The sequence below is a fragment of the Nocardia jiangxiensis NBRC 101359 genome (assembly GCF_000308615.1).
In the GTDB taxonomy this organism is placed as follows: domain Bacteria; phylum Actinomycetota; class Actinomycetes; order Mycobacteriales; family Mycobacteriaceae; genus Nocardia; species Nocardia jiangxiensis.
Window position 1 is genome coordinate 290,361 of record NZ_BAGB01000076.1, and the last position, 22,165, is coordinate 312,525.

General features: G+C 67.1%; 20 protein-coding genes. 14 read left to right on the forward strand and 6 right to left on the reverse strand.

Features of this window, described 5'->3' with window-relative positions; translation table 11 throughout:
- Positions 1-399 precede the first annotated feature (399 nt).
- The 5 genes from ON40_RS33935 (at position 400) to ON40_RS33955 (ending at position 6,092) form a co-directional block, all read left to right on the forward strand.
- A complete protein-coding gene (locus ON40_RS33935; RefSeq protein WP_040829201.1) occupies positions 400-1,362 on the forward strand; it encodes an alpha/beta fold hydrolase in 963 nt (320 codons plus the stop codon).
- Between the two features lie 184 nt (positions 1,363-1,546).
- Entirely contained in the window at positions 1,547-1,837 is a 291-nt protein-coding gene (locus ON40_RS33940; RefSeq protein ID WP_040829203.1) for an Rv0250c family protein, read from the forward strand.
- A gap of 698 nt (positions 1,838-2,535) precedes the next feature.
- A complete protein-coding gene (gene sdhC, locus ON40_RS33945; protein ID WP_040829204.1) occupies positions 2,536-3,363 on the forward strand; it encodes a succinate dehydrogenase subunit SdhC in 828 nt (275 codons plus the stop codon).
- Positions 3,364-3,402: 39 nt separating this feature from the next.
- Entirely contained in the window at positions 3,403-5,343 is a 1,941-nt protein-coding gene (locus tag ON40_RS33950; protein WP_040829205.1) for a fumarate reductase/succinate dehydrogenase flavoprotein subunit, read from the forward strand.
- A 2-nt stretch (positions 5,344-5,345) separates the two neighbouring features.
- Positions 5,346-6,092, forward strand: coding sequence for a succinate dehydrogenase/fumarate reductase iron-sulfur subunit (locus ON40_RS33955; protein WP_040829206.1), 747 nt, complete (start codon positions 5,346-5,348; stop codon positions 6,090-6,092).
- 469 nt (positions 6,093-6,561) lie between these two features.
- On the opposite strand, the gene ON40_RS33965 is transcribed toward ON40_RS33955, so the two are convergent.
- Entirely contained in the window at positions 6,562-6,768 is a 207-nt protein-coding gene (locus ON40_RS33965; RefSeq protein WP_040829209.1) for a DUF397 domain-containing protein, read from the reverse strand.
- A gap of 56 nt (positions 6,769-6,824) precedes the next feature.
- On the reverse strand, positions 6,825-7,730 hold the full coding sequence (locus ON40_RS33970) for a helix-turn-helix domain-containing protein (protein ID WP_040829383.1): 906 nt from the start codon (positions 7,728-7,730) through the stop codon (positions 6,825-6,827).
- Between the two features lie 324 nt (positions 7,731-8,054).
- Between ON40_RS33970 and ON40_RS33975 the strand changes: the two genes are divergently transcribed.
- From ON40_RS33975 to ON40_RS34010, 8 genes are all read left to right on the forward strand, one after another.
- The gene (locus ON40_RS33975; protein ID WP_040829211.1) at positions 8,055-8,369 is read left to right on the forward strand and encodes a hypothetical protein; all 315 of its coding nucleotides are present in this window, start codon (positions 8,055-8,057) and stop codon (positions 8,367-8,369) included.
- Positions 8,360-8,563: a hypothetical protein gene (locus tag ON40_RS33980; protein ID WP_040829212.1), complete on the forward strand. Its 204-nt coding sequence runs from the start codon at positions 8,360-8,362 to the stop codon at positions 8,561-8,563. The genes ON40_RS33975 and ON40_RS33980 overlap by 10 nt, the downstream gene beginning before the upstream one ends.
- Complete coding sequence (locus tag ON40_RS33985; protein WP_040829213.1) at positions 8,560-8,889, forward strand: hypothetical protein; 330 nt, start codon at positions 8,560-8,562, stop codon at positions 8,887-8,889. Before ON40_RS33980 ends, ON40_RS33985 begins: the two co-directional genes overlap by 4 nt.
- Before the next feature lie 653 nt (positions 8,890-9,542).
- Positions 9,543-10,529, forward strand: coding sequence for a DUF4190 domain-containing protein (locus ON40_RS33990; RefSeq protein ID WP_040829214.1), 987 nt, complete (start codon positions 9,543-9,545; stop codon positions 10,527-10,529).
- An 87-nt stretch (positions 10,530-10,616) separates the two neighbouring features.
- On the forward strand, positions 10,617-11,369 hold the full coding sequence (locus tag ON40_RS33995; RefSeq protein WP_040829215.1) for an SDR family oxidoreductase: 753 nt from the start codon (positions 10,617-10,619) through the stop codon (positions 11,367-11,369).
- Between the two features lie 167 nt (positions 11,370-11,536).
- Entirely contained in the window at positions 11,537-12,403 is an 867-nt protein-coding gene (locus ON40_RS34000) for a carbohydrate ABC transporter permease (RefSeq protein ID WP_040829216.1), read from the forward strand.
- Positions 12,393-13,271 carry a carbohydrate ABC transporter permease gene (locus tag ON40_RS34005; protein ID WP_083896108.1) on the forward strand — a complete coding sequence of 293 codons (879 nt, stop codon included), beginning with the start codon at positions 12,393-12,395 and terminating at the stop codon, positions 13,269-13,271. The genes ON40_RS34000 and ON40_RS34005 overlap by 11 nt, the downstream gene beginning before the upstream one ends.
- Positions 13,272-13,291: 20 nt before the next feature.
- Positions 13,292-14,563, forward strand: a complete 1,272-nt coding sequence (locus ON40_RS34010) for an ABC transporter substrate-binding protein (RefSeq protein ID WP_040829386.1) — start codon at positions 13,292-13,294, stop codon at positions 14,561-14,563.
- 15 nt (positions 14,564-14,578) lie between these two features.
- Here ON40_RS34010 and ON40_RS34015 read toward each other — a convergent pair whose 3' ends face one another.
- Together ON40_RS34015 and ON40_RS34020 are read right to left on the reverse strand one after the other, a co-directional pair.
- Positions 14,579-15,520: a DNA-3-methyladenine glycosylase family protein gene (locus ON40_RS34015; RefSeq protein WP_051193956.1), complete on the reverse strand. Its 942-nt coding sequence runs from the start codon at positions 15,518-15,520 to the stop codon at positions 14,579-14,581.
- Positions 15,521-15,888: 368 nt separating this feature from the next.
- The gene (locus tag ON40_RS34020; protein ID WP_040829217.1) at positions 15,889-18,660 is read right to left on the reverse strand and encodes an FAD-binding and (Fe-S)-binding domain-containing protein; all 2,772 of its coding nucleotides are present in this window, start codon (positions 18,658-18,660) and stop codon (positions 15,889-15,891) included.
- 96 nt (positions 18,661-18,756) lie between these two features.
- Here ON40_RS34020 and ON40_RS34025 point away from each other — a divergent pair, with 96 nt between their 5' ends.
- Positions 18,757-19,143 carry a hypothetical protein gene (locus ON40_RS34025; protein ID WP_218008902.1) on the forward strand — a complete coding sequence of 129 codons (387 nt, stop codon included), beginning with the start codon at positions 18,757-18,759 and terminating at the stop codon, positions 19,141-19,143.
- Between the two features lie 37 nt (positions 19,144-19,180).
- Here ON40_RS34025 and ON40_RS34030 read toward each other — a convergent pair whose 3' ends face one another.
- Both ON40_RS34030 and ON40_RS34035 read right to left on the reverse strand, forming a co-directional pair.
- A complete protein-coding gene (locus ON40_RS34030) occupies positions 19,181-20,080 on the reverse strand; it encodes an NADP-dependent oxidoreductase (RefSeq protein WP_040829218.1) in 900 nt (299 codons plus the stop codon).
- 90 nt (positions 20,081-20,170) lie between these two features.
- The gene (locus ON40_RS34035; protein ID WP_040829219.1) at positions 20,171-22,051 is read right to left on the reverse strand and encodes an ABC transporter ATP-binding protein; all 1,881 of its coding nucleotides are present in this window, start codon (positions 22,049-22,051) and stop codon (positions 20,171-20,173) included.
- Positions 22,052-22,165 lie beyond the last annotated feature (114 nt).

The window sequence follows — 22,165 nt, forward strand, 5'->3', positions numbered from 1 at the left end:
CTAGATGAACCTAGATTCAGCTCGGCAGCCCGCTCAACACAGAAATCTACAGATCTCTTGCATAAATCCTAGATACTGATAGATTCGTTTGATAACGAATAGGTAACGCAAGGGCCGAGCATTCCGATCCCCGGCGATGCACCCGTCGCTCTCACCTTTCGCTACAACAGTCTATGCATATCGCTAGATATGGGTAGAAAAGTCAACCATACAGGTCACGCGGCATTCCGATCGAAGATGTCGCGCACCGCCCGAGAGTCCCCGGAATACCGCCTCCGACCGCGATCGACGACCGGCCGCAATTCCACAACGTGTGGATAACGCCTGGTTGACGCGGTTAACGCACTGGAAATCCAACTCGACAACCGGGCAAGAACGGACTCGCACCAGGAGGACGTCATGTCCACGATCGCACTCCTCGCCGACGATCACGACGGCCGGAACGCCACCGTCAGCGCCGACGACGGCACCCCGCTCGCCGTGCGCGTCTTCGGCCCGGACGACGCGTCGCTGACCGTCGTATTCGTCCACGGCCACTGTCTGCGCGCGGACTCCTGGTCCTTCCTGCGCGAACACCTGCTGCCGCACTGGGATTCGGACACCCGCATGGTGTTCTACGACCATCGCGGGCACGGCGACTCGGGTGCGGCCGATCCGTCCACCTACACCATCGAACAGCTCGGCCACGACCTGGACGCGGTGCTGCGCGTGGTAGCGCCGACCGGACCCGTTGTGCTGGTCGGACATTCGATGGGCGCGATGGTCGTGCTCGCGTACGCCCGCTTGTTTCCCGCGGCGATCGGGGCCCGGGTCGCCGGGATCGCCCTGCTCGCGTCCGCGGCCGGCGGTATCACCAGCGTCGGGCTGGCTCGTGTGCTGCATCGGCGCGCGGTGACCTCGTTCCAGGTCGCGGTGCGGCGCGCACCGCGAATCATGCAGGCGTCCAAGCAGTTCGGCGGCCGGATCCTCGAACCGATCGTGCGCGAGGCGAGTTTCGGCACCCGTGCGGTGAGCCCGCGGATGATCGCGCTGGCCACCGCGATGCTCAACGACACGTCCCTGCTGACCATGGCCAGTTTCCTGGACTCGCTGATCCGCTTCGACGAGACCGCGACGCTGGCGCTGCTGTCCGATCTGCCCGCACTGGTCCTGGCAGGTTCGGCCGACATCATGATCCCGTTCGCACATTCGGTGGTGCTGGCCTCTCAGCTCTCCGCCGCCGAACTGGTGCGCCTCGACGGAGCCGGGCACAGCGTCATCCTCGAACGCGCCGAGGAGGTCGCGGTCGCGGTTCTCGGGCTGGTGGACCGTGCCCGCGCCACGATCGGAACGCCGAATCCGATCTGCGCCATCGCCGGATGATCTTCCCGAGATCTTCCGGCGGCCCGGGAAAATGCCTGTTCCACGGCGTGTTCGAGCCAGAATCGGAAACTTCGCGTACTGTGTTGTAGATCACGATGTGCGGTCGATCACAGTAAGATCATCATCGATCGCAATCGGGGCGGCACAGCGCCGAGTCGCCCTCATACGGCTCGAGGAGGATTCGATGACACGCAGCGATATTGCGGAGCTCCACTTCGCGGTCGGGCAGCTCCAGCAGTGCATCGGCGCACTGCGCGGTCACTACGGCGACGCCCGCTCGGTCCGCCGCCTGGAGAACGACCTCGAACGGCTGCTGCTCGACACCGAGGATTTCGAGCAGGCCCCGCCGCCGGAGGTGAGTTCCCGCCGCGAGCAGGACGTCATCTACGTCCCGGACAGCAAGTCCGACGAGGCCGCGTGGATGGGCGCACAGGACGAGGGCCTCGGCTTCCACTCCCGCCCCCGCACCAAATAGATCTCTCGGCGACGTGCCGCCGGTCTCGCGTTCTCGGACCGGCGGCACTGCCGTGTCGCTCGCCGAGTGCCGGGCAGAGTTCCGCACATCCTCGTACGGCAGAACGCCCGATGGGCTCGGCTGCCGATTCCCGCTTGCGAAGTAGACCGGCTCCTCCTCGTGAGGTGATGCCGACGGATAACTTCGGCGGCTCGGCGAACTCGCTCGCACGCGGATGCGGAGGATCGCTTCGGGGACGACACCGAAGCGAGGTCCGCCGACCCGGATCGGGCATCCACCGATGGTCCCCGCGGTACCCGCCGACGCCCCTTCCGGTAATTCGATCTTGATATCACCCGCCGCGCGGACGCTCGTCGATCATGGTCCGCGGAATTGTTGCTGGTACGTGGCGGTGTGGCGGGCGAAGTTCAGGGAGTGAAAAGTGCGAATTTCGTGTACCGGTCGAATTGTCTTGTTACTCAAGGTAGTTCGCGATTGTTGCCCGAGATTCGCCTGAACTCGCCGCGGCGGACGAAGATCAGAAAATGTGGCGCAAATCATATGAATGCAAGCGGTGCGATATTCCCGAAGCCCGTGACAGGTCATAGCTCAGGTGCCGTATGGTGCTCAGCATCACATTCGATGCCGGAGGTAACGATGATGTTCCGCGGGGCAGATAGGCGAGGCATCCTGCCGTGAGCGAGCTTGCTAGCGAACCAGTGACCACACAGCGCACAGTTTCCGAATCGGGCACAGGAGTCTTCGGCCGGGGCCGCGCGAGCATCCCGGACCGCACGCTGCGCACCGACAAATGGTGGGTCCCACCGACGATGACGGTGATCGGCCTGGCCGCGTTCGTCATCTACGCGACGGTCCGGGCCTTCCTCCGCACCGCCTACTGGGTGTCGGACTACCACTATCTGACGCCGTTCTACTCACCCTGTGTGAGTACCTCGTGCGCCGAGGGTTCGAGCCACTTCGGGCACTGGTTCGGCGCACTGCCGAGCTGGATCCCGCTGGGCTTCCTGGCCCTGCCGTTCCTGCTGCTGTTCCGGTTGACCTGCTACTACTACCGCAAGGCCTACTACCGGTCGGTGTGGTTCTCCCCGCCGGCCTGCGCGGTGGCCGAGCCGCACGCGAAATACACCGGGGAGACCCGGCTTCCGCTGATCATCCAGAACTCGCACCGCTACTTCTTCTACATCGCGGTGATCGTCTCGCTGATCAACACCTACGACGCGATCATGGCCTTCCACGGCAAGAACGGTGGCTTCGGTTTCGGCCTGGGCAACATCATCCTGCTGGCCAACGTGATCCTGCTCTGGGCGTACACGGTCTCGTGCCACTCCTGCCGCCACATCACCGGCGGGCGGCTCAAGCACTTCTCGGCTCATCCGGTGCGGTACTGGATCTGGACCCAGGTGTCCAAGCTGAACACCCGCCACATGCAGTTGGCCTGGACCACGCTGGCCAGTCTGGCGATCACCGACTTCTACGTCATGTTGGTCGCCAGCGGCACCCTCACGGACCTGCGGTTCGTGCACTGATCTCGCTCAATCCCTCAGCCTCTCAGGAGTATTCGGTCCATGCCTGAAGTCGAACGGCACAAGTACGACGTCGTGGTGATCGGCGCGGGTGGCGCCGGTTTGCGCGCGGTGATCGAGGCGCGCGAACAGGGTCTGTCGGTGGCGGTGGTGTGCAAATCGCTGTTCGGCAAGGCGCACACCGTGATGGCCGAGGGCGGCTGCGCGGCATCGATGGGCAACGCCAACGAGAAGGACAACTGGCAGACCCACTTCCGCGACACCATGCGCGGCGGCAAATTCCTCAACAACTGGCGGATGGCCGAACTGCACGCGCAGGAGGCGCCCGACCGGGTGTGGGAGCTGGAAACCTATGGGGCGCTGTTCGATCGGACCCCCGACGGACGAATCAGCCAGCGCAACTTCGGCGGTCACACCTATCCGCGCCTGGCGCACGTCGGCGACCGCACCGGTCTGGAACTCATCCGCACCATGCAGCAGAAGATCGTCTCGCTGCAGCAGGAGGATTTCGCAGCGACGGGCGACTACGAGGCGCGGATCAAGGTCTTCGCCGAATGCACCATCTCCGATCTGCTCAAGGACGGTGACCGGATCGCCGGCGCCTTCGGGTACTGGCGCGAATCGGGCAACTTCATCCTGTTCGAGACCCCCGCGGTGGTCCTGGCCACCGGCGGAATCGGCAAGTCCTACAAGGTGACCTCGAATTCCTGGGAGTACACCGGCGACGGGCACGCGCTCGCGCTGCGCGCCGGGGCGACGCTGATCAACATGGAGTTCCTGCAGTTCCACCCGACCGGCATGGTCTGGCCGCCGAGCGTGAAGGGCATCCTGGTCACCGAGGGTGTGCGCGGTGACGGCGGAGTGCTCAAGAACACCGAGGGCAAGCGGTTCATGTTCGACTACATCCCCGCGGTCTTCAAGGGGCAGTACGCCGAGACCGAGGAGGAGGCCGATCAGTGGTTGCGGGACAACGATTCCGCGCGCCGCACCCCGGACCTGCTGCCGCGCGACGAGGTGGCGCGGGCGATCAACGAGGAGGTCAAGGCCGGTCGCGGCACCCCGCACGGCGGGGTCTACCTGGACATCGCCTCCCGGCTGCCGCGTGAGGAGATCCTCAGGCGCCTGCCCTCGATGCATCATCAGTTCAAAGAGCTTGCGGACGTGGACATCACGGCCGAGCCGATGGAGGTCGGCCCGACCTGCCACTACGTGATGGGCGGTATCGAGGTCGATCCGGATACCGGTGCGGCCGTGGTGCCGGGCCTGTTCGCGGCAGGTGAATGTTCCGGCGGCATGCACGGATCCAACCGGCTCGGCGGCAACTCGCTGTCCGACCTGCTGGTCTTCGGCCGACGCGCCGGACTGGGCGCGTCCTCGTACGTCGACCAGCTCGCCGAACGACCGAAACTCTCCGAGGACGATGTGGCCGAGGCCGCGAGAACCGCACTGGCGCCGTTCGATCCGCCCGCCGAGGGCACCCCGGAGAATCCGTACACCCTGCACTCCGATATGCAGCAGACGATGAACGATCTGGTCGGCATCATCCGCAAGGAACACGAGCTGAACGAGGCCATCGGCAAGCTCGCCGAACTGCGCGAACGCTACGATCACGTCACCGTGCAGGGGCAGCGGCCGTTCAATCCGGGCTGGCATCTGGCTCTGGATCTGCGGAACATGCTGCTGGTCAGCGAATGTGTGGCGCAGGCGGCGCTGATCCGCACCGAGAGCCGCGGCGGGCACACCCGCGACGACCACCCCAAGATGGACGCCGACTGGCGCAACAAACTGCTGGTCTGCCGGGTCGATCCCGAGGACGACGCGCAGACCGTGCCGGGCGTCACCGTGACACCGGCCGACCAGGAGCCCATGCGGGACGAGCTGCTCGCCCTGTTCGAACTGGGTGAACTCGAAAAGTATTACACCCCTGCTGAACTCGCCAGTCATCCGGCGGCAGGAGAGGCCTCCGCGAAAGGGGATGAGTAGCAATGGGTTACGACGCCAAATTCCGAGTATGGCGCGGCGACAACGACAGTGGCGGCCTGCAGGACTTCACCGTCGAGGTGAACGAGGGCGAGGTCGTGCTCGACATCATCCATCGGCTGCAGGCCACCCAGGCCCCGGATCTGGCGGTCCGCTGGAACTGCAAGGCCGGTAAGTGCGGATCCTGTTCCGCCGAGGTCAACGGCCGTCCCCGGCTGCTGTGCATGACGCGCATGTCCACCTTCACCACCGACGAAGTCGTCACGGTGACGCCGATGCGCACCTTCCCGGTCATCCGCGATCTCGTCACGGACGTGTCGTTCAACTACGAGAAGGCCCGGGAGATCCCGTCGTTCACCCCGCCTGCCGATCTGAAGCCCGGTGACTACCGGATGCAGCAGGTGGACGTGGAACGCTCCCAGGAGTTCCGCAAGTGCATCGAATGCTTCCTGTGCCAGAACACCTGCCACGTGGTGCGCGATCATGACGACAACAAGAACGCGTTCTCCGGTCCGCGTTATCTGATGCGGGTCGCCGAACTGGAAATGCATCCGCTGGATGTGGCCGATCGCCGTGATATGGCGCAGGACGAATTCGGGCTCGGCCTCTGCAATATCACCAAATGCTGCACGGAGGTGTGCCCGGAGCACATCAAGATCACCGACAATGCCCTCATTCCGATGAAAGAACGGGTCGCCGACCAGAAATACGATCCGATCGTCTGGCTCGGAAACAAGCTGTTCCGGCGGTAATCGGACAACGTACGCGCGGGGCCCGGCTACGGCCGGGCCCCGCGCGTACGAGAAGCACTACGGGGGTGTATTCAGCCGGGGGACAACGGGAATCGTCCACCTCGCGCGCGCGGCCAGCTACAACTGGGTCAGCACACCAACGGCGACGAGCGCGACGAGCAGACCGAACAACAGTGCGGAGAACACCGCTCCGGTCAGTACGTACACACCTCCCGCCGATACCGCGAACAGCATTCCTACGATCAGACGTTCAACCCAATCGCCCGGGAACAGTCTGCGGTACCGGGGAGTGTTTTTCAGCCCTCGGTCCACATATTAGCTTTACCCATAACCGGCATGAGCAAACATACTTTTGTTGTACAACGGCCACCGATTCGTGATCTTCCCCCGCGATGACCTGCAGCGAATATCCGGCAGCCGCGGAACGGACGGGCCGTATCACTCCCGGCCCGTCCGGCGTGCGCTCGGATCAGCGATCGTCGAATCGTCCGCGCTGAACCGCCGTGGTGAACGCGGTCCAGTCGGCGGTGCCGAAGATCAACGCCGGGCCGTCCGGATTCTTGCTGTCGCGCACACCCACCCGCCCGCTGAACAGGAATGCCACCTCGACGCACTCCTTGCCGGCACCGCTGCGACTGCTCTTGAACCACCGCGCGCCCGCCAGCTCGCTGCTCATCCTCATCTCCTCAATGTCCTTTCCGGCACGAGCGAGCCCGCGGGAGTGCGGGGCGCTCACACCGCGTACTCCTTCGCGACCTGCCGCAGCAGGTTCCTACTGGTGTGAACATCCAACGCGCAGCGCAACAGAACCTCGTGGGCATGCCGATAGCGCCGCACGTCGGCTTTCCTCTCGAGATACAGATCTCCGGTGAACCCCTCCACGTACACCACGGGAGGTTCGACCGGTTGCCCCTTGCTGTCGGTCCCGAACTCGAGGATCACGAACGGACCGGTCGAAAGACCCAGGGGGACACCGGCTGCGAAGGGCAGGATGCGCAGCGTGACATTGTCCCGAGTACTGAGATCGGCCAAGTGCCGCAGCTGCGCCGCCATCACCCTTGCACTTCCGACGACGCGGCGCAAGACCGACTCGTCCAGCACCACGTCCACCGTTGCCGGATGCGCTTTGCGAGTTATCAAGGCCTGCCGCTGAAGTCGCAGTTGAACGCGGCGGTCCAGTTCGGCGTCGGTGTCCTCGGGATAGCCGAGCCGGTTCAGCGCACGCGCGTAGTCGGCGGTCTGCAGCAGCCCCGGCACCAGCTCGGACTGATAGGACACCAGCCGCAGCGCCGATGCCTCCAAACCCACGTAGACATCGAAGTTTTCGGGAATCAGATCACCGTAGGCGTGCCACCAGCTCTTCACCGCGGCCTGCTGGGCCAGGCCCTTGAGGCCGTCGGCGATCTCGTCCGGAATGCCGTAGATCCGGCAAAGTTCCTGAATATCTATGGTGCGTATGCGATCTGCCTGCCCCTTCTCCAGGCGCTGCAACGTGCTGGCGCCCCACTCCATCAGCCGCGCGGCCTCCGCGATGGTGAGGCCACCCTGAGTTCGCCAGTCGCGCAGGTATCTTCCGAGCTGACGCCGAGGCAGGGTCGACGACGAGGCGTTCTCGGAACTCTGGTTTTCGGAACTCACGGACACAGCACACACTCCGTTCATATCGGATGCCGCCGGCATCGAGTGCGGGTCGGAAGTACCGTGGGGCCCCCGCCGAACTACCACCACCCCGACCCGGACGTCACATCGGCGAGGGGGCTCTCATCCACTATGGAGAATCTTCCTCCCCCAAGCGGATTCGCTGCTGGACATTCGCCTGAATTCGTTCTGGATATCCAAACCGGGGCGGTTGGGCCGCCTGTTGGTGGATGCTGAAAGTGTGCTCGGGGATAGCATCTAGTTCGAATCGGTTCCGAAAAACCTCCGGGCATCATCAGGATTCGCACGCAGGAACGAGGAGTCATGGCTGTACACGTCATCGGGTCGTCGTTGATGACCAGCGATTGCACGCCCCACCGTGCCCGCAGTGTGGGACAGGAGGGTTGGGTCGTGTCGTATCTGCCCGGCCGCACCCTGACCTGCGCTCAGGCGGTAGCTGCGCTGCAGGTTGCCGAAGCGGTGCCACCACTGCTGGACTCGGTCGGGGGATTGGCGACCAAGGTGGGCCTCACGCTGTTGGAAGCACTGGGTATGGCTATCAACCAGCAGCCTTGGGACGATCAACCCGCACCTCGACGATCGGTTCGCCGATACGGGGAGGTGGCGGCATGCAACTGACCAACCTCAACATGCCGGTCGCCGGTCTGCTGCGCTGCGCCAACGATCCTGGCGTGCTGACCGTCGAACAGGCCCATGCCGCAATGCAACTGCACCTGGAGTGCTCGGTCGACCTGTGCCGGGTGCGTCGTCGCGCCCGCGCCGTCCTGGTCGAAGAGGGCCGCTGCGTGCTGGACCAGCGGGCGCTACCGTGACCGCGCTGGAACCGGCGGGCAGCCGGAAGGTGGTGCGGCTGCTCCCTCCTCCCAGCCGCACCGCCCCCCGCCACGCCGCGACCGCGACCTCCGCACGCCACGCCCTGGCGCCCGGCCGCCACGCCGCCGCGGCGTATCTGGCCGCGAAGCCCGGACGGCGCCGCGAACTGGGACGTCATCGAGCTTCGCTGCCGCGCACGGCATCCGGCGCCGGTCCGGCCCACGCCGGTCTCAACAACTACGACCGCATGCTGTTCTGGTTCGCCGGAGCGCTGTTGACCCTGCGCATAGCCTTCGTCGGCGAAAACGTCATCGACGAGTACTGAGCTCGCCGGACGGTGTGCGTCCCAGGGCAATCCGGACCGGACGGCGTGCACGACCATGCGATCGATCCGGATCACCACAGCATCCTCGGCCACAGTGACGACACGGGAGTCGTAGGCGCAACTGCGCCATGTCGGCCGCGGACCACGCGGATCACCGGGTCAGCGCAGCGCGATCGGTCGGCAATCCTGGCGCAACTGCGCCATCCCGTGGCGCACGAACGGTCCAGCAATGCACCGGCATGCGGTGTCCGGACACACTCCGGGTGACCACAGCGTCTCGGTGGACGACCGCCGGTGCCCGGGTGCCGCGAGTATCGGCGACTCGCCCGTGCGGGCGATCGACGGTGATGGCGCAACTGTGCCGTATTGCGTCACAGGACATTTCGCCACAGAGCCCTCGAATTCGCTCGGCCGCAACGGCCGGGTTGCTGGTTACCTGCGGCGATGGTGCGCGGAGGTCGCGGCGGAGAGGTTGCCGGGAACGATCCGGCGGGTGCTCGGGGATGACATCCGACGGGTCGGCCGTACCGGCGGGCGAGAACGTCGGCGGATATCACTGACCGGGGTTGCGGGGGCGGCCAGGGCCCTTATCCTCTTCGTTATCGGGGCGGGTCCGTTGTTCGAGGTTCCTGCTCGTGTGTGAGAGGAACCGTATGGCCCGACGCAAGCAGTCCGCCGACGCGCAGGGATCCACGGCCCAGGCCTCGGGACCCTGGCCGGTGGCCGAGCCGGAAGAGGACCGGTGGGGTACCGCGCAGAACCGGCGGTTGCCGCCCGAGCCGAACGGACAGCGGTGGGACGACGGGACGACCGGACGTCACCCGGTGCAGGCTCCGGCCGCGCGCGCCGACACCGGCCAGAATCGGCGGCTGGCGCCGTCGCCGGAGGGTGAACGGTGGGAGGCCGCGCAGACGCGGCGTCAGGCCCCCGCGGAGGACGACGGCTACGAGACCGGGCAGACCCGGCGGCGGGCCCCGGCGGCGGACCCCGACGAGGACTACTACGAAACCAGCAGCAGACGGCGGTCCGGGCGATTACGGGTGGAGGTGCCGCCGATCGTCAACCCGTACTCGATCGTCGCGCTGGTGGCCGCGCTGGTGGGGTTGTTCCCGGTGGCGATCGTGTTCGGGTTCATCTCCTTCACTCATCCGCGCGGCCGGATGCTGGCGCTGTTCGCACTGGTCATCGGGGCCGCGGAGGCGACCGCGCTGGTCGGGCTGCTCGCGCTGTCCGGAGTTACGGTGCCGCACGATCTGTTTCGCATCCAGGCCGATTCGACGGCGGTCACGCAGACCTCGACCGCACCGGCGAATACGAGTGACGTCCCGCCCGTGCAGGTCACCGTAAGCACCGCCGCGCCGACCACCTCCGCGGACCGGACCGCGGTCGCGCAGGGCGAGGTGTGCACCGAGACGCAGGCCGCATTCATCGGCACCGCATCGGACGGCGGCACCCTGCTGTGTTTGAAGGGCGCCGGCGGATATCGCTGGACCGGGCCCTACACCGTCTCGACCGCCGTGTACGACAAGGGCTCGAAATGCAATGCGGCCAGCGACAAGTCCGCGCGCACCGCCGACGGCCACGCACTGGTCTGCGAGGGGCAGGGGCGCAGCGCCGCCTGGGCGCTCTGGGTGGAGTAGGTCCGGCGGGCTACCGCCCGGTTCGTATGCTGCATGTGCGGAAGACCACCGTGTTCGACGCCGACCGATGCAGACGGAGGATAAGTCATGGCCGAACGAGTTGCCGTAGTTACCGGAGCCGCCCGGGGGATCGGCGCGGCCGTCGCCAGACGGCTGGCCGCGGACGGATTGGCCGTCGGCGTCCTGGATCTGGATGCCGCGCACTGCGCCGACACCGTGCAGGCGATCACCGAGGCCGGTGGCAAGGCCGTGGCGCTGGGCGCGGACGTGTCGAACGAGGAGTCGGTGGCCGCGGCCGTCGAGCAGCTGGCCGGATCGCTCGGCGCGCCGACCGTCGTGGTGAACAACGCCGGAATCCTGCGGGACAACCTGCTGTTCAAGATGTCCGTGCAGGATTGGGACTCGGTCCTGGGCGTCCATCTGCGGGGTGCGTTCCTGATGACCCGCGCGGTGCAGAAGTACATGGTCGAGGCCAAGTGGGGCCGGGTGGTCAGCCTGTCCAGCACCTCGGCGCTGGGCAACCGCGGCCAGGCCAACTACTCCGCGGCCAAGGCCGGTATGCAGGGCTTCACCAAAACCCTCGCCATCGAACTGGGCAAATTCGGCGTCACCGCCAACGCCATCGCACCGGGCTTCATCGCCACCGATATGACCGCGGCCACCGCGGCCCGCGTCGGCGTGGACTTCGAGGACTTCCAGAAGGCCGCCGCGGCCCAGATCCCGGTACAGCGCGTCGGCCGCCCCGAGGACATCGCGCACACCGCCTCGTTCCTGGTCAGCGAGGGCGCGGGCTTCGTCTCGGGCCAGGTCATCTACGTCGCGGGCGGGCCCACCAACTAACCCTCGCAGGTCGCTACGATTTCGAATCCGGCTGTACTCGAACGGATTTCGCATCGGTCGTCGGGTATGCGGGTGGTGTGTCCGACACCCCGCATACCCGCCGCGACAGCATGCGCCGACCGCCTGCCGGGAAACGGTCCCGCGGTGGCGCGGGTAGGTTCGCGGTTATGAGGCGGCGGGCGGTTCGGCGGGGGCTGATGAGTTACGGGCTGTTGTTGCCCAGCTTGGTGGGGGTCGGGTGTTTTCTGGTGTTGCCGATCCTGGTGGTGGGTTGGCTCAGTGTGCACAGTTGGAATCTGTTGGGGCCCATGCGATTCGTGGGGCTGCGGAACTGGCGCGCGGTGCTGGGGGATCCGGCGTTCGGGCATTCGCTGCTGGTGACATCGGTGCTGGCGGCGATCGTGGTGCCGGTGCAGACCGTCCTGGGTTTCGCCGTCGCTGTGCCGCTGGCACGGCGACGCGGCGGGACGGCGTTCCGGGTGGTGTTCGCATTGCCGTGGATGTGTGCGCCGGTCGCGGTGGGTGTGGTGTGGCAGTGGATGTTCGCGCCGACCGGCGGGGCGATCGACGCCGCACTGGGCAGCCGGATCGAATGGCTGTCCGATCCGGTGCTGGCGCTGCCATCGGTTGCGGCGGTGAGCATCTGGTCGAATTTCGGCTACGTGGCGCTGTTCTTCGTCGCCGGGATCCGGGCGATCCCGCCGGAGATCCTGGACGCCGGTGCGCTGGACGGGGCGAGCGGCTGGCGGCGCACGCGCTGGCTGGTGTTGCCGCTGTTGCGCCCCACCATGTTCTTCGTGCTGGTCACCGGTGTGCTGACCACATTCCAGACCTTCGATACGGTGTACGCGCTGACCAGGGGCGGGCCCGGGAATCGCACGGATGTGGTCGCCATGCGAATCTTCGACGAGGCGTTCGTCGCCGCGCGGCCGGGACGTGCCGCGGTGATGGCGCTGGTGGTGTTCGCGGTGATGTTCGCGATCACCGTTCTGCAGCATCGCTACTTCCGGAATCGGACGGTCCATGAGTACTGAATCGATCGGAACCTCCGCCGACACGCGATCTTTCGCGAAGCCGCCGAAGTTCCGTGCGCGGCTACGCGGTGTCGCGGTCTATCTGCTGCTGTTCGCCGGGGCCCTGCTGACCGTCGCACCGCTGGTGCTCAGCGCCCTGACCGCGGTGAAAACCCCGGAGCAGTTCGCCACCGGTTCGCCACTGGCCCTGCCGAATCCGGTGACCGGGGCGAATTTCACGACGGTCCTGAGCGGGGGCCTGGGCCGGGCCGTCCTGGTGACCGCCCTGATGACGGCGTTCATCACCGGCGCCCAGCTGATCACCTCGATCCTGGCGGCATACGCGTTCGCGCGCACCGCATTCCCCGGACGCGACATCCTGTTCTGGATCTACCTCGGCACCATGATGGTGCCCTCGATGGTCACCCTGATCCCGCTGTACCTGATGTTCGCGAAGCTCGGCCGGCTCAATACGTTCTGGGCGTTGATACTTCCGTTCGTGTTCGCCTCGCCGTATGCGATATTCCTGCTGCGCCAGTACTTCCGGTCCATCCCGGAGGAACTGCTGGGCGCGGCGCGGCTCGACGGCGCGAACACCCTGGACATCCTGGTTCACGTGATGGTGCCGATGAGCCGGCCCATCCTGGCCACGCTGACGCTGATCACCGTTGTCACACAGTGGAACAGCTTCATGTGGCCGCTGGTGGCCAGCAGCGGCGACACCTGGCAGGTGCTGACCGTCTCGACCGCGACGCTGCAGACCCGGTACAACGCGCAATGGACCCTCGTGATGGCCGCGACGACGTTGGCGATCGTGCCGCTGGTCCTGTTGTTCGTGGCATTCCAACGCCAGGTGCTGCGATCGATCACCACGACGGGCCTGAAATGAGTACCGCGACAGCAAGATCCTTGAAGACGTCGACCCGGGTGCTCCTGGCCGTCGCGTTGAGCGCGGTGTTGCTGATCGCCGCGGCGCTGTGGCTCGGGCGCACCGGCGACGGCTCGGGGCGCACGGTCCTGCGGATGCGGATCTGGGACGAGAGTTTCGTGCCCGCCTATCGGGCATCGCTCGATGCGTTCCAGCGCGCGAATCCGGATGTCGAGGTGCGGATCACGCTGGTGCCGTGGGCTTCCTATCAGCAGAAACTGCGTCTGGATGTGGCCGGGAACACCGCGGACGACGTGTTCTGGACCAATACGTTCGAGGATTACGCGGATTCGGGCCGGCTGCTGGATATCGGCGCGCTGCTGGGTCCGGATGCCGTGCGGGCCTGGGACCCGTCCGCGGTCACGCAGTACAGCCGCGACGGAAAGCTCTGGGCGGTACCGCAATTCGTGGACGGCGGGACGGCGGTCTACTACAACCACGCACTGCTGGACGCCGCTCACATCGACCCCGTCGCACTGTCGGGATTGCGCTGGGGAGGCGAGGCGGACACCTTCGCACCGGTACTGCACCGGCTCGCCGCCGTCGCACCGTGGGCGTACAACGCCGCCAACGACTTTCAATCGATCGAACTGCCGTTCCTGGGCTCGGCCGGTGGGCGTCTGCAGGGACCGGACGACCGATTCGTCTTCGACAGCCCGCAGGGCAATCAGGCGTTCGGCTACCTGGTCCGCCTGATCGCCGATCGGCTCGCCCCCTCGGCGGCCGATACCGACACCAATACCGATTTCACCAGAAATGCCTTCCTGCAAGGGAAGTTGGCGCTGTTCCAATCCGGCACCTACAACCTGGCCACGATCGCGCAGCAGGCGAAGTTCCCGTGGGGCGTCGCGATGATCCCGGCCGGACCGGCCGGACGGGTCAGCACCGACAACGCGATCGGCCTCGCGGGCAGTGCGGCGACCCGTCATCCGGCGGCCGTGCGCCGCCTGCTGGCCTGGCTCGGCAGCGCCGAGGGGAACCGCTACCTGGCCGTCTCCGGCGCGACCATCCCGGCGGTCGTCGCCGATCAGCAGATCTATCGGGATTACTGGGCGCACAAGGGGATCGATGTCTCCCCGTTCTTCGACGTACTCGACGGGCCGCGCATCTCGGCAGGTAGCGGGGCGGGATTCCCGGCGGCCAACGACATCATCACCCCGATCCTGTCGGAGATGTATCTCGGCCGCACACCCGTCCCCGAAGCCCTCCGCCGGGCCGCAGCAGCCGGTAATGCCGCCATGAGTGATCGATGACGTTTCCGCGGCCGATCAGATTCCGGTGATGTCCACCAGCGGAGTACGCGGTCCGAACTTGGGCTTGCGGGCCTGGCCGGAGATCTCCAGCAGCCGCACGGCCCGATAGCGGTGCGGGCGAAGGGGTTCGAGGTAGTCGACCATGGTCTCGTCGTCGATGGGACGGCCCAGCAGCGTCCAGCCGACGATCGCGGCGAGGTGGAAATCGCCGACCGACAGGGCATCCGGGTCGCCCAGCGCGCGCTGGGCGATCTCCGCGGCGGTCCACACGCCGATGCCCGGGACCAGTTGCAGCCGCTCGGCGGCGGCCGCGGGATCGAGGTCGGCGGCCTGTTCGAGTTTGTCGGCCATCCGCGCGGCCAGCACGATCGTCTTCGAACGCTGTGGATCCACGTTCGCGCGGTGATACTCCCAGGACGGGATGTGCCGCCAGGTGTGCGCGTCGGGCGGGACCCGCATCGGTTTCGGCGTCGGGCCCGGTGCGGAGTCGCCGAACTTCCACACCAGTCGCCGCCACGAGGCACGCGCGGAGACGGTGTGCACCCGCTGTTCGAGCACCGCCGGAGCGAGCGCCTCGAAGATCAGCCCGGTGCGCAGCATCCGCAGGCCGGGGAAGCGGCGGTGCGCCTCGACGATCTTGGGATGCGTCGGGGTGAAGTCACTGAGGTCCTCGTCGAGGCACAGCATGTGTGGCAGCCGCTCGACGAACTCGGCCGCGCCCGGACCCCAGGCCCGTGCCGCCACCGCCCGCGGCCCTGCCTGGGTGAGCCGGTAGGTGACCGGTCCGGTGGGCATGCGCGAGGCGTGCCAGTGCGCACCGTCCCGGGTGGTCGTATGGCAGGGATCGCTTCCGCCGCGACGCAGCGGCGCGAGGGTGCCGGCCAGATCGATCGGCAGTTCGGCGCTCACCGTGCGCTGCGCGTCGACCCTCGATTCCACCGGAACATTGTGCGCCATCCCGGGAAACCGATCGCATGCACCCGGCCCGATTCCAGTGACCTGCATCACCCGACAATTCGGGAAAGCCGATTTCAGACCCGGTGAGCCGGTCACGGGAACCGCCGGACTGTAACGCGACTGTCATAGAGTGCGATTTCCGATCGGATTCATCGAGCTACCGATTCCCATTGCGGCAATCGGTCGGCATTTCGCGTAAGGGAGGCTCTAATGCTCACAACCATTCTGAATCAGCTGCTGACCATCTGGGGTGGAATCTTCGCCGGCAGCTCCGGTTACCAGATCGCACCGGGCTCGCTGCCGTTCGGGAGCTGAGCCGTCACCGTGCGCACCCGTGACCGAGGACGGGTGCGCACCACCGTTGATCATCAGCGGTCGAGCAGGAATTGCGCGAGGTGGACCGCGGACCTATCGGCCAACTGGCCGGCCTGGGTGCGACAGGAGAAGCCGTCCGCGAGGAACTCCGCGTCGACGTCCTTGCGCAGTGCGGGCAGTAATCCGTTCTCGGCTACCGCGACCGATATGTCGTAATGGCCGTACTGCATGCCGAAATTACCAGCAAGTCCACAGCATCCGGCGACTTCGGTCACCGTGGCGCCCGTTCTCCGGAGAATTTCGCGATCCGCGGCATATCCCGTCATCGCATGGTGATGACAATGCGGTTGCACCAGAACCGTATGCCCGCTGCGATCCGGCGGACGCCAGGCGGGATCCTCGGCGAGGAATTCCGCCAGGGTTCGCACCGCCCGCGCGGTCCGTTCGGCCCGGGGATCATCCGGTAGCAGGGCGGGCAGATCCGAACGAAGCGCGGCGGTGCAGGAGGGTTCGAGCCCGATCACCACGCCGCCCGCGCGAACATGGTCGTCCAAGGCGCTGAGCGTGGCCCGTAGTCGTGTGCGTGCGCCGTCGAGCTGTCCGGTGCTGATCCAGGTGAGCCCGCAGCACACCCGGCGTTCGGGGATGCGCACTCGATGTCCCAGCGATTCGACGAGTTCGACTGCCGCCCAGGCGATCTCGGGATCAAAGGCATCGGTGAAGCTGTCGATCCACAGCATCACCCCCGGGTCGTCATCGGGCACCCGCGCACCACGTCGCTCGGCCCACATGCGGCGAAAACTCTTGTCCGCCAACGACGGGACCGCGCGTCTGGGATCCATACCGGCGGCACGGAAGCCCACCCGGCGCAGCGGCGCGAATCCGGCGACGGCATTGAACACCCGGGGCATGCGCACCCCCAGGGCCAGCCAGCGCGGCAACCAGCCCAGCGCGTAGTGATCGATCGGCCGGAGCCTGCGCCGATAGCGGCGGTACAGGGTCTCGGACTTGTAGGTGGCCATATCGACCCCGGCCGGACAGTCCGCATCACAGGCCTTGCAGGACAGGCACAGATCCAGTGATTCGGCGACCGCGTTCGAACGCCAGTCCAGCGCTCCTCGCACGACCTCCTGCAGGACGCGGGCGCGCCCGCGGGTGCTGTCCTTTTCGTCGGCGGTCGCCAGATAGGACGGGCACATGAAACCTCCCGTCGCCCGGGTGTCCGCGCGGCACTTGCCGATCCCGACGCAGCGGTGCACGGCCGTGCCGATGTCGCCGTCGGCGGGGAAGGCGAATCCGCCCGCGGACGGCATCGCGCGCAGTCCCGCGAGACGCAGATCCGCGTCGATCGGGCTGGGGCGCACCAGAACTCCCGGATTGAGTACGTCATCGGGGTCGAACAGCGCCTTGAATCCGGCGAATGCGTCCAGCGCAGCCGGAGAGTACATGCGCGACAACAATTCCGAGCGGGCGCGGCCGTCACCGTGTTCTCCCGACAGCGAGCCGCCGTGCTCGACGACCTGATCGGCGGCATCGGTGAGGAAGGCCCGGAACCGCTGCGGCGCATCGGCTATCGGCAGATCCAGCCGGACGTGGATACAGCCGTCGCCGAGATGGCCGTAGAGCAATCCGTCCACCTCGTGCGTGCGCATCAACTCCTCGAAATCCCGCAGGTAGGCGCCGAGATTCGCGGGCGGCACCGCGGCGTCCTCCCAGCCGGGCCAGGCGGGGTGACCGTCGGCGGTGCGCCCGGCCAGGCCCGCGCCGTCGGCACGGATCCGCCACAAGCCCGCTGCCACAGCGGAATCGGTGACGATGCGGCTGTCGATCGCGTGCGCGGTCCGGCACAGCACGGCCGCCCGGTCGTGCGCCTCGTCGGCGGTGTCGCCCGCACATTCGACGAACAGCCAGGCCCGGCCCTCGGGAAGTTCGGGAACCGTGCCGCGATGGGCGCGCACGACGTCCACGAGCCGGGCATCGATACCCTCCACGGCGATCGGATCGACCGCGGTGACCGTCGCGACATCATCTGCCGCCGTGGGCATATCGGGATATCCGAGCACCACCAGGACGGTTGCCCGAGGCACCGGGACCAGCGTCACCGACGCCTCCAGCAGCAGGCCGCAGGTGCCCTCGGTGCCGACGAACGCGCGCGCGGCGGAGGGATCACGTTCGGGCAGCAGATGTTCCAGGCCGTAGCCCGAGGCCTGCCGCTCGAAGCGCCCCAGTTCGGTGCGGATCACCGCGAGCCGGGCTCGGGCGAATTCGTCCAGGCCGGGTACCGCGGACAGTCCCGCGCCGAGGGTTCGCTCGGTTCCGGTGCCGTCGAGTATCCGCAGCTCACGCACGGAATCCGAGGTCCGGCCCCAGGCCATCGCATGCGGCCCGCACGCGTTGTTCCCGATCATTCCGCCCAGGGTGCAGCGATTCTGCGTGGACGGGTCCGGCCCGAAGCGCAATCCGGACGCCCCGGCCCGGCGCTGCAACGTCCCGAGCACGACTCCGGGTTGCACTCGGGCACAAGATTTTTCGGTATCGATCTCGAGGATCGCGGACATATGCCTGCTGAAGTCGAGTATCAGACCGGCGCCGATCGCATTGCCCGCCACCGACGTTCCCGCACCGCGCGCGGTCACCGGAACCCCGCGGTCCCGCGCCGCCGTCAGCACCGCGGCCACATCCGCATCACCGCGTGGAAAGACCACCGCCGCGGGCGGCACCCGGTAGTTCGAGGCATCCGAGGCGTATTCCGCACGCCGCCGCTCACCGGCGTCGACCTCGCCGTCGATCCTGCTCTCCAGCGCCCGCAGCCACGAATCGGTCATGGAATCAGCCTATGCGGGGTCGGTGCGCGACTCCGACCTGCGGCGCGCACGTCCCACCGCCGGGTGCACATCCACATCCGGCGTACCGTCGAACGGGTGCAGATCTCCACCGAGCGCATCCTGATGATCGGCCTCCACCCCAATGCGCTCGATTACAGCAAACTCCCGGACCTGGACGAGGCCACCCTGACCGCGCGCATCGAGGCCGGTAACGCGGCCCTGCGCGCTGCCGGATTCGACGCGGTGTCCTGCCAGATCCCCGCCGACCCCGCGCAGGCCGAGACCCGAATCCGCGAACACCTCGCCGACGGCCCGTTCGGCCTGGTCATGATCGGCGCGGGTATCCGCGCCAACGTCAGCTACACGCTGCTGTTCGAGCAGATCGTCAACGTGGTCACCGAAGTGGCTCCCGGTATCCGTTTCTGTTTCAACACCTCGCCGGAGAACACCGTCGACACCCTCCGCCGTTGGGTGACGCCGTAGCAGCGGCGAGGAGAAAGCCGCTGCTGCCGGTGCCCGCTCAGCCAGCCGTGACCAGCACGATCTTGCCGAGGCCGTGACCCGATTCGCTTTCCCGTTGGGCCGCTGCGGCTTCGGCGAGCGGGAAGATGCGGGCCGGGGCGGGCAGGCGGATGGCGTCCATGGCGAGCAGGCGGGCGGCCTCGACCACGCTGTCGAGCGGGCCGCTGGGGCGGGAGTAGAAGGTGATGCCCTTCTCGGCGGCCGCACCGTCGGCGATGGTGATGATGCGGCCGGTGCCACCGCGCAGTTCGATGGCGGCGTCGAGGAATCCGTGTCCGGCACAGTCGAATACGGCATCGATGCCGTGGGGAGCCAGGGCGCGCACCCGGTCGACGACGCCCGCACCGTAGGTGGTGGGCGCGGCGCCGAAGGAGCGCACGACGTCCTGATTCGCCGCGGAGGCCGTGCCGATCACCCGGACGCCCGCGGCACGCGCCAGCTGCGCGGCCATCGAACCGACCGCACCCGACGCGCCGTTCACCAGCAGCGTCTCGTCGGGTTTCAGACCCAGCTGCTCGAGACCGCCACCCGCGGTGTTGGCCGCGACCGGGATCGCGACGGCGTCGGGGAAGGACAGCTCGGCGGGTTTGGCGACCAGGCGTTCGGCCAGCGCGAATTCCGCATAGCCGCCGCCCACCGCCCAGCCGATGACCTCGTCACCCACCCGCCAGGCGGCCTCGGGACCGGCCGCGTCCACGACTCCGGCGATCTCGAATCCGGCCCGGCGCGGAAAGTCCGGACCGGGCATCATCCCCTGCCGAATCTTCCAGTCCGCCGGATTCACCCCCGCCGCGCGCACCGATACCCGCACCAGCGCACCCGCCGGTTCGGGTATCGGCACCTCGACCAGCCGCAACACCTCGGGCCCACCGATTTCGTCGTACTGGATCGCCTGCATGAGACCGAGCCTATGCGCTGAGTCCTACAGCTTCTCCGATCCCCGATCCCGCCCCCGGTCCGACGGCCCTGTCGGTGCCGATACCTTCACTCATGCGGCGACCGAGTCACCCTCGTCGGCGAATTGGGTGTGATACAGCTCGGCATACCGGCCATCGCGAGCGAGCAGATCGGTGTGGGTGCCCCGTTCGATGATCTGCCCGGATTCCACGACCAGGATCTGGTCGGCGTTGCGAATGGTGGACAGGCGGTGCGCGATGACCAGCGCGGTGCGGCCGGTCAGCACCTCGGCCACGGCTTCCTGCACGGCTGCCTCGGAGGTGGAGTCCAGGGAGGCGGTGGCCTCGTCCAGCACCACCACGCGGGGCTGTTCGAGCAGGAGGCGAGCGATGGTGAGACGTTGCCGTTCACCACCGGACAGGCGGTACCCGCGCTCGCCGACGACGGTGTCCAGCCCGTCGGGCAGCGAGTCGATCAGATCGCCCAATCTGGCGCGCCGCAACGCATCCCAGATCTCCGCATCGGTCGCGGCGGGACGGGCCAGCCGCAGATTGGCGCCGATGGTGTCGTGGAACAGATGTCCGTCCTGGGTGACCAGCCCGACCGCGGCCTGAATGGATCGACCGGTCAGCTCGCGCACATCGGCTCCGTTCAACCGGACCGCGCCCGAATCCACGTCGTAGAGGCGTGAAACCAGTTGTGCGATGGTCGATTTACCGGCTCCCGAGGAACCGACCAGCGCGATCATCTGGCCGGGCTCGGCCCGCAGCGAAATCCCGTGCAGCACCTCCTCGCCACCGCGGGTGTCGAGGGTGGCGACATCCTCGAGCGAGGCCAGCGACACCTTGTCCGCCGCCGGATATCCGAACCGCACGTCGTCGAACTCCACCGTGACCGGGCCCGGCGGGACCTCGCTCGCATCGGGCGCATCCTGGATGAGCGGCTCGAGATCGAGGATCTCGAAGACCCGCTCGAAACTGACCAGCGCGGACATGATGTCCACCCGGGCGCTGGCCAAGGCGGTCAGCGGGGTGTAGAGCCTGGTCAGCAGCAGCGAAAGTGATACCACCGCACCGGCGTTCAACTGACCGTGCAGTGCGAACCAGCCGCCGAGTCCGTAGACCAGCGCCACCGCCAACGCCGACACCAGCGTCAGCGCGGTCACGAAGGTGGTCTGCAACATCGCGGTTCGCACGCCGATATCGCGCACGCGCCCGGCACGCAGGGCGAATTCCGCCGACTCGTGCTGCGGCCGCCCGAACAGCTTCACCAGCGTCGCGCCGGGTGCGGAGAAACGCTCGGTCATCTGCGTACTCATCGCCGCGTTGAGCTGCGCGCCCTCCCGCTGGATCGCCGCCACCCGGGCACCCATCCGCCGCGCCGGAATCATGAACAGCGGCAACATGATCAACGCCAGCACCGTGATCTGCCAGGACAGCTGCACCATCACCACGACGGTGAGCAACAGCGTGACGATATTGGTGACCACGCCCGAGAGCGTGGTGCTGAACGCCCGCTGCGCACCGATCACATCGCTGTTGAGCCGACTCACCAGCGCACCGGTACGGGTGCGGGTGAAGAAGGCGATCGGCATCTTCTGCACGTGGTCGAATACCGCCGTGCGCAGATCCAGGATCAACCCCTCGCCGATCCTGGAGGACAGCCACCGGATCACGATGCCCAGCGCCGCGTCGACCACGGCGAGCGCACCGATCGCCACCGCCAGCAGCACCACCACCCGCGCCGCGGAATGCCCGACGATGTGATCGACCACCCGTCCGGCCAGCAGCGGATTGGCCACCTCCAGCACCGCCGACACGACGCTGAACACCAGAAATCCGATCAGCAACGTCCGATGTGGCCGGGCGAACCGCAACATCCGCCGAGCCGTCGCACCGCTGAACCCGCGCCGCCCATCCGGCGCACCGGCCTGCCGATACATCTGACTCCAGGCCACCGATTCGATCGTCATCCACCCAGCTCCCTTCCACCGGCCATCCAACACCGACCCACCGACACTAGAACCTCAACAAAGGTTCAGCTCAAGTGTTCCGGGCGGGAAGCGCGTTCACCCACAGCGGAAACG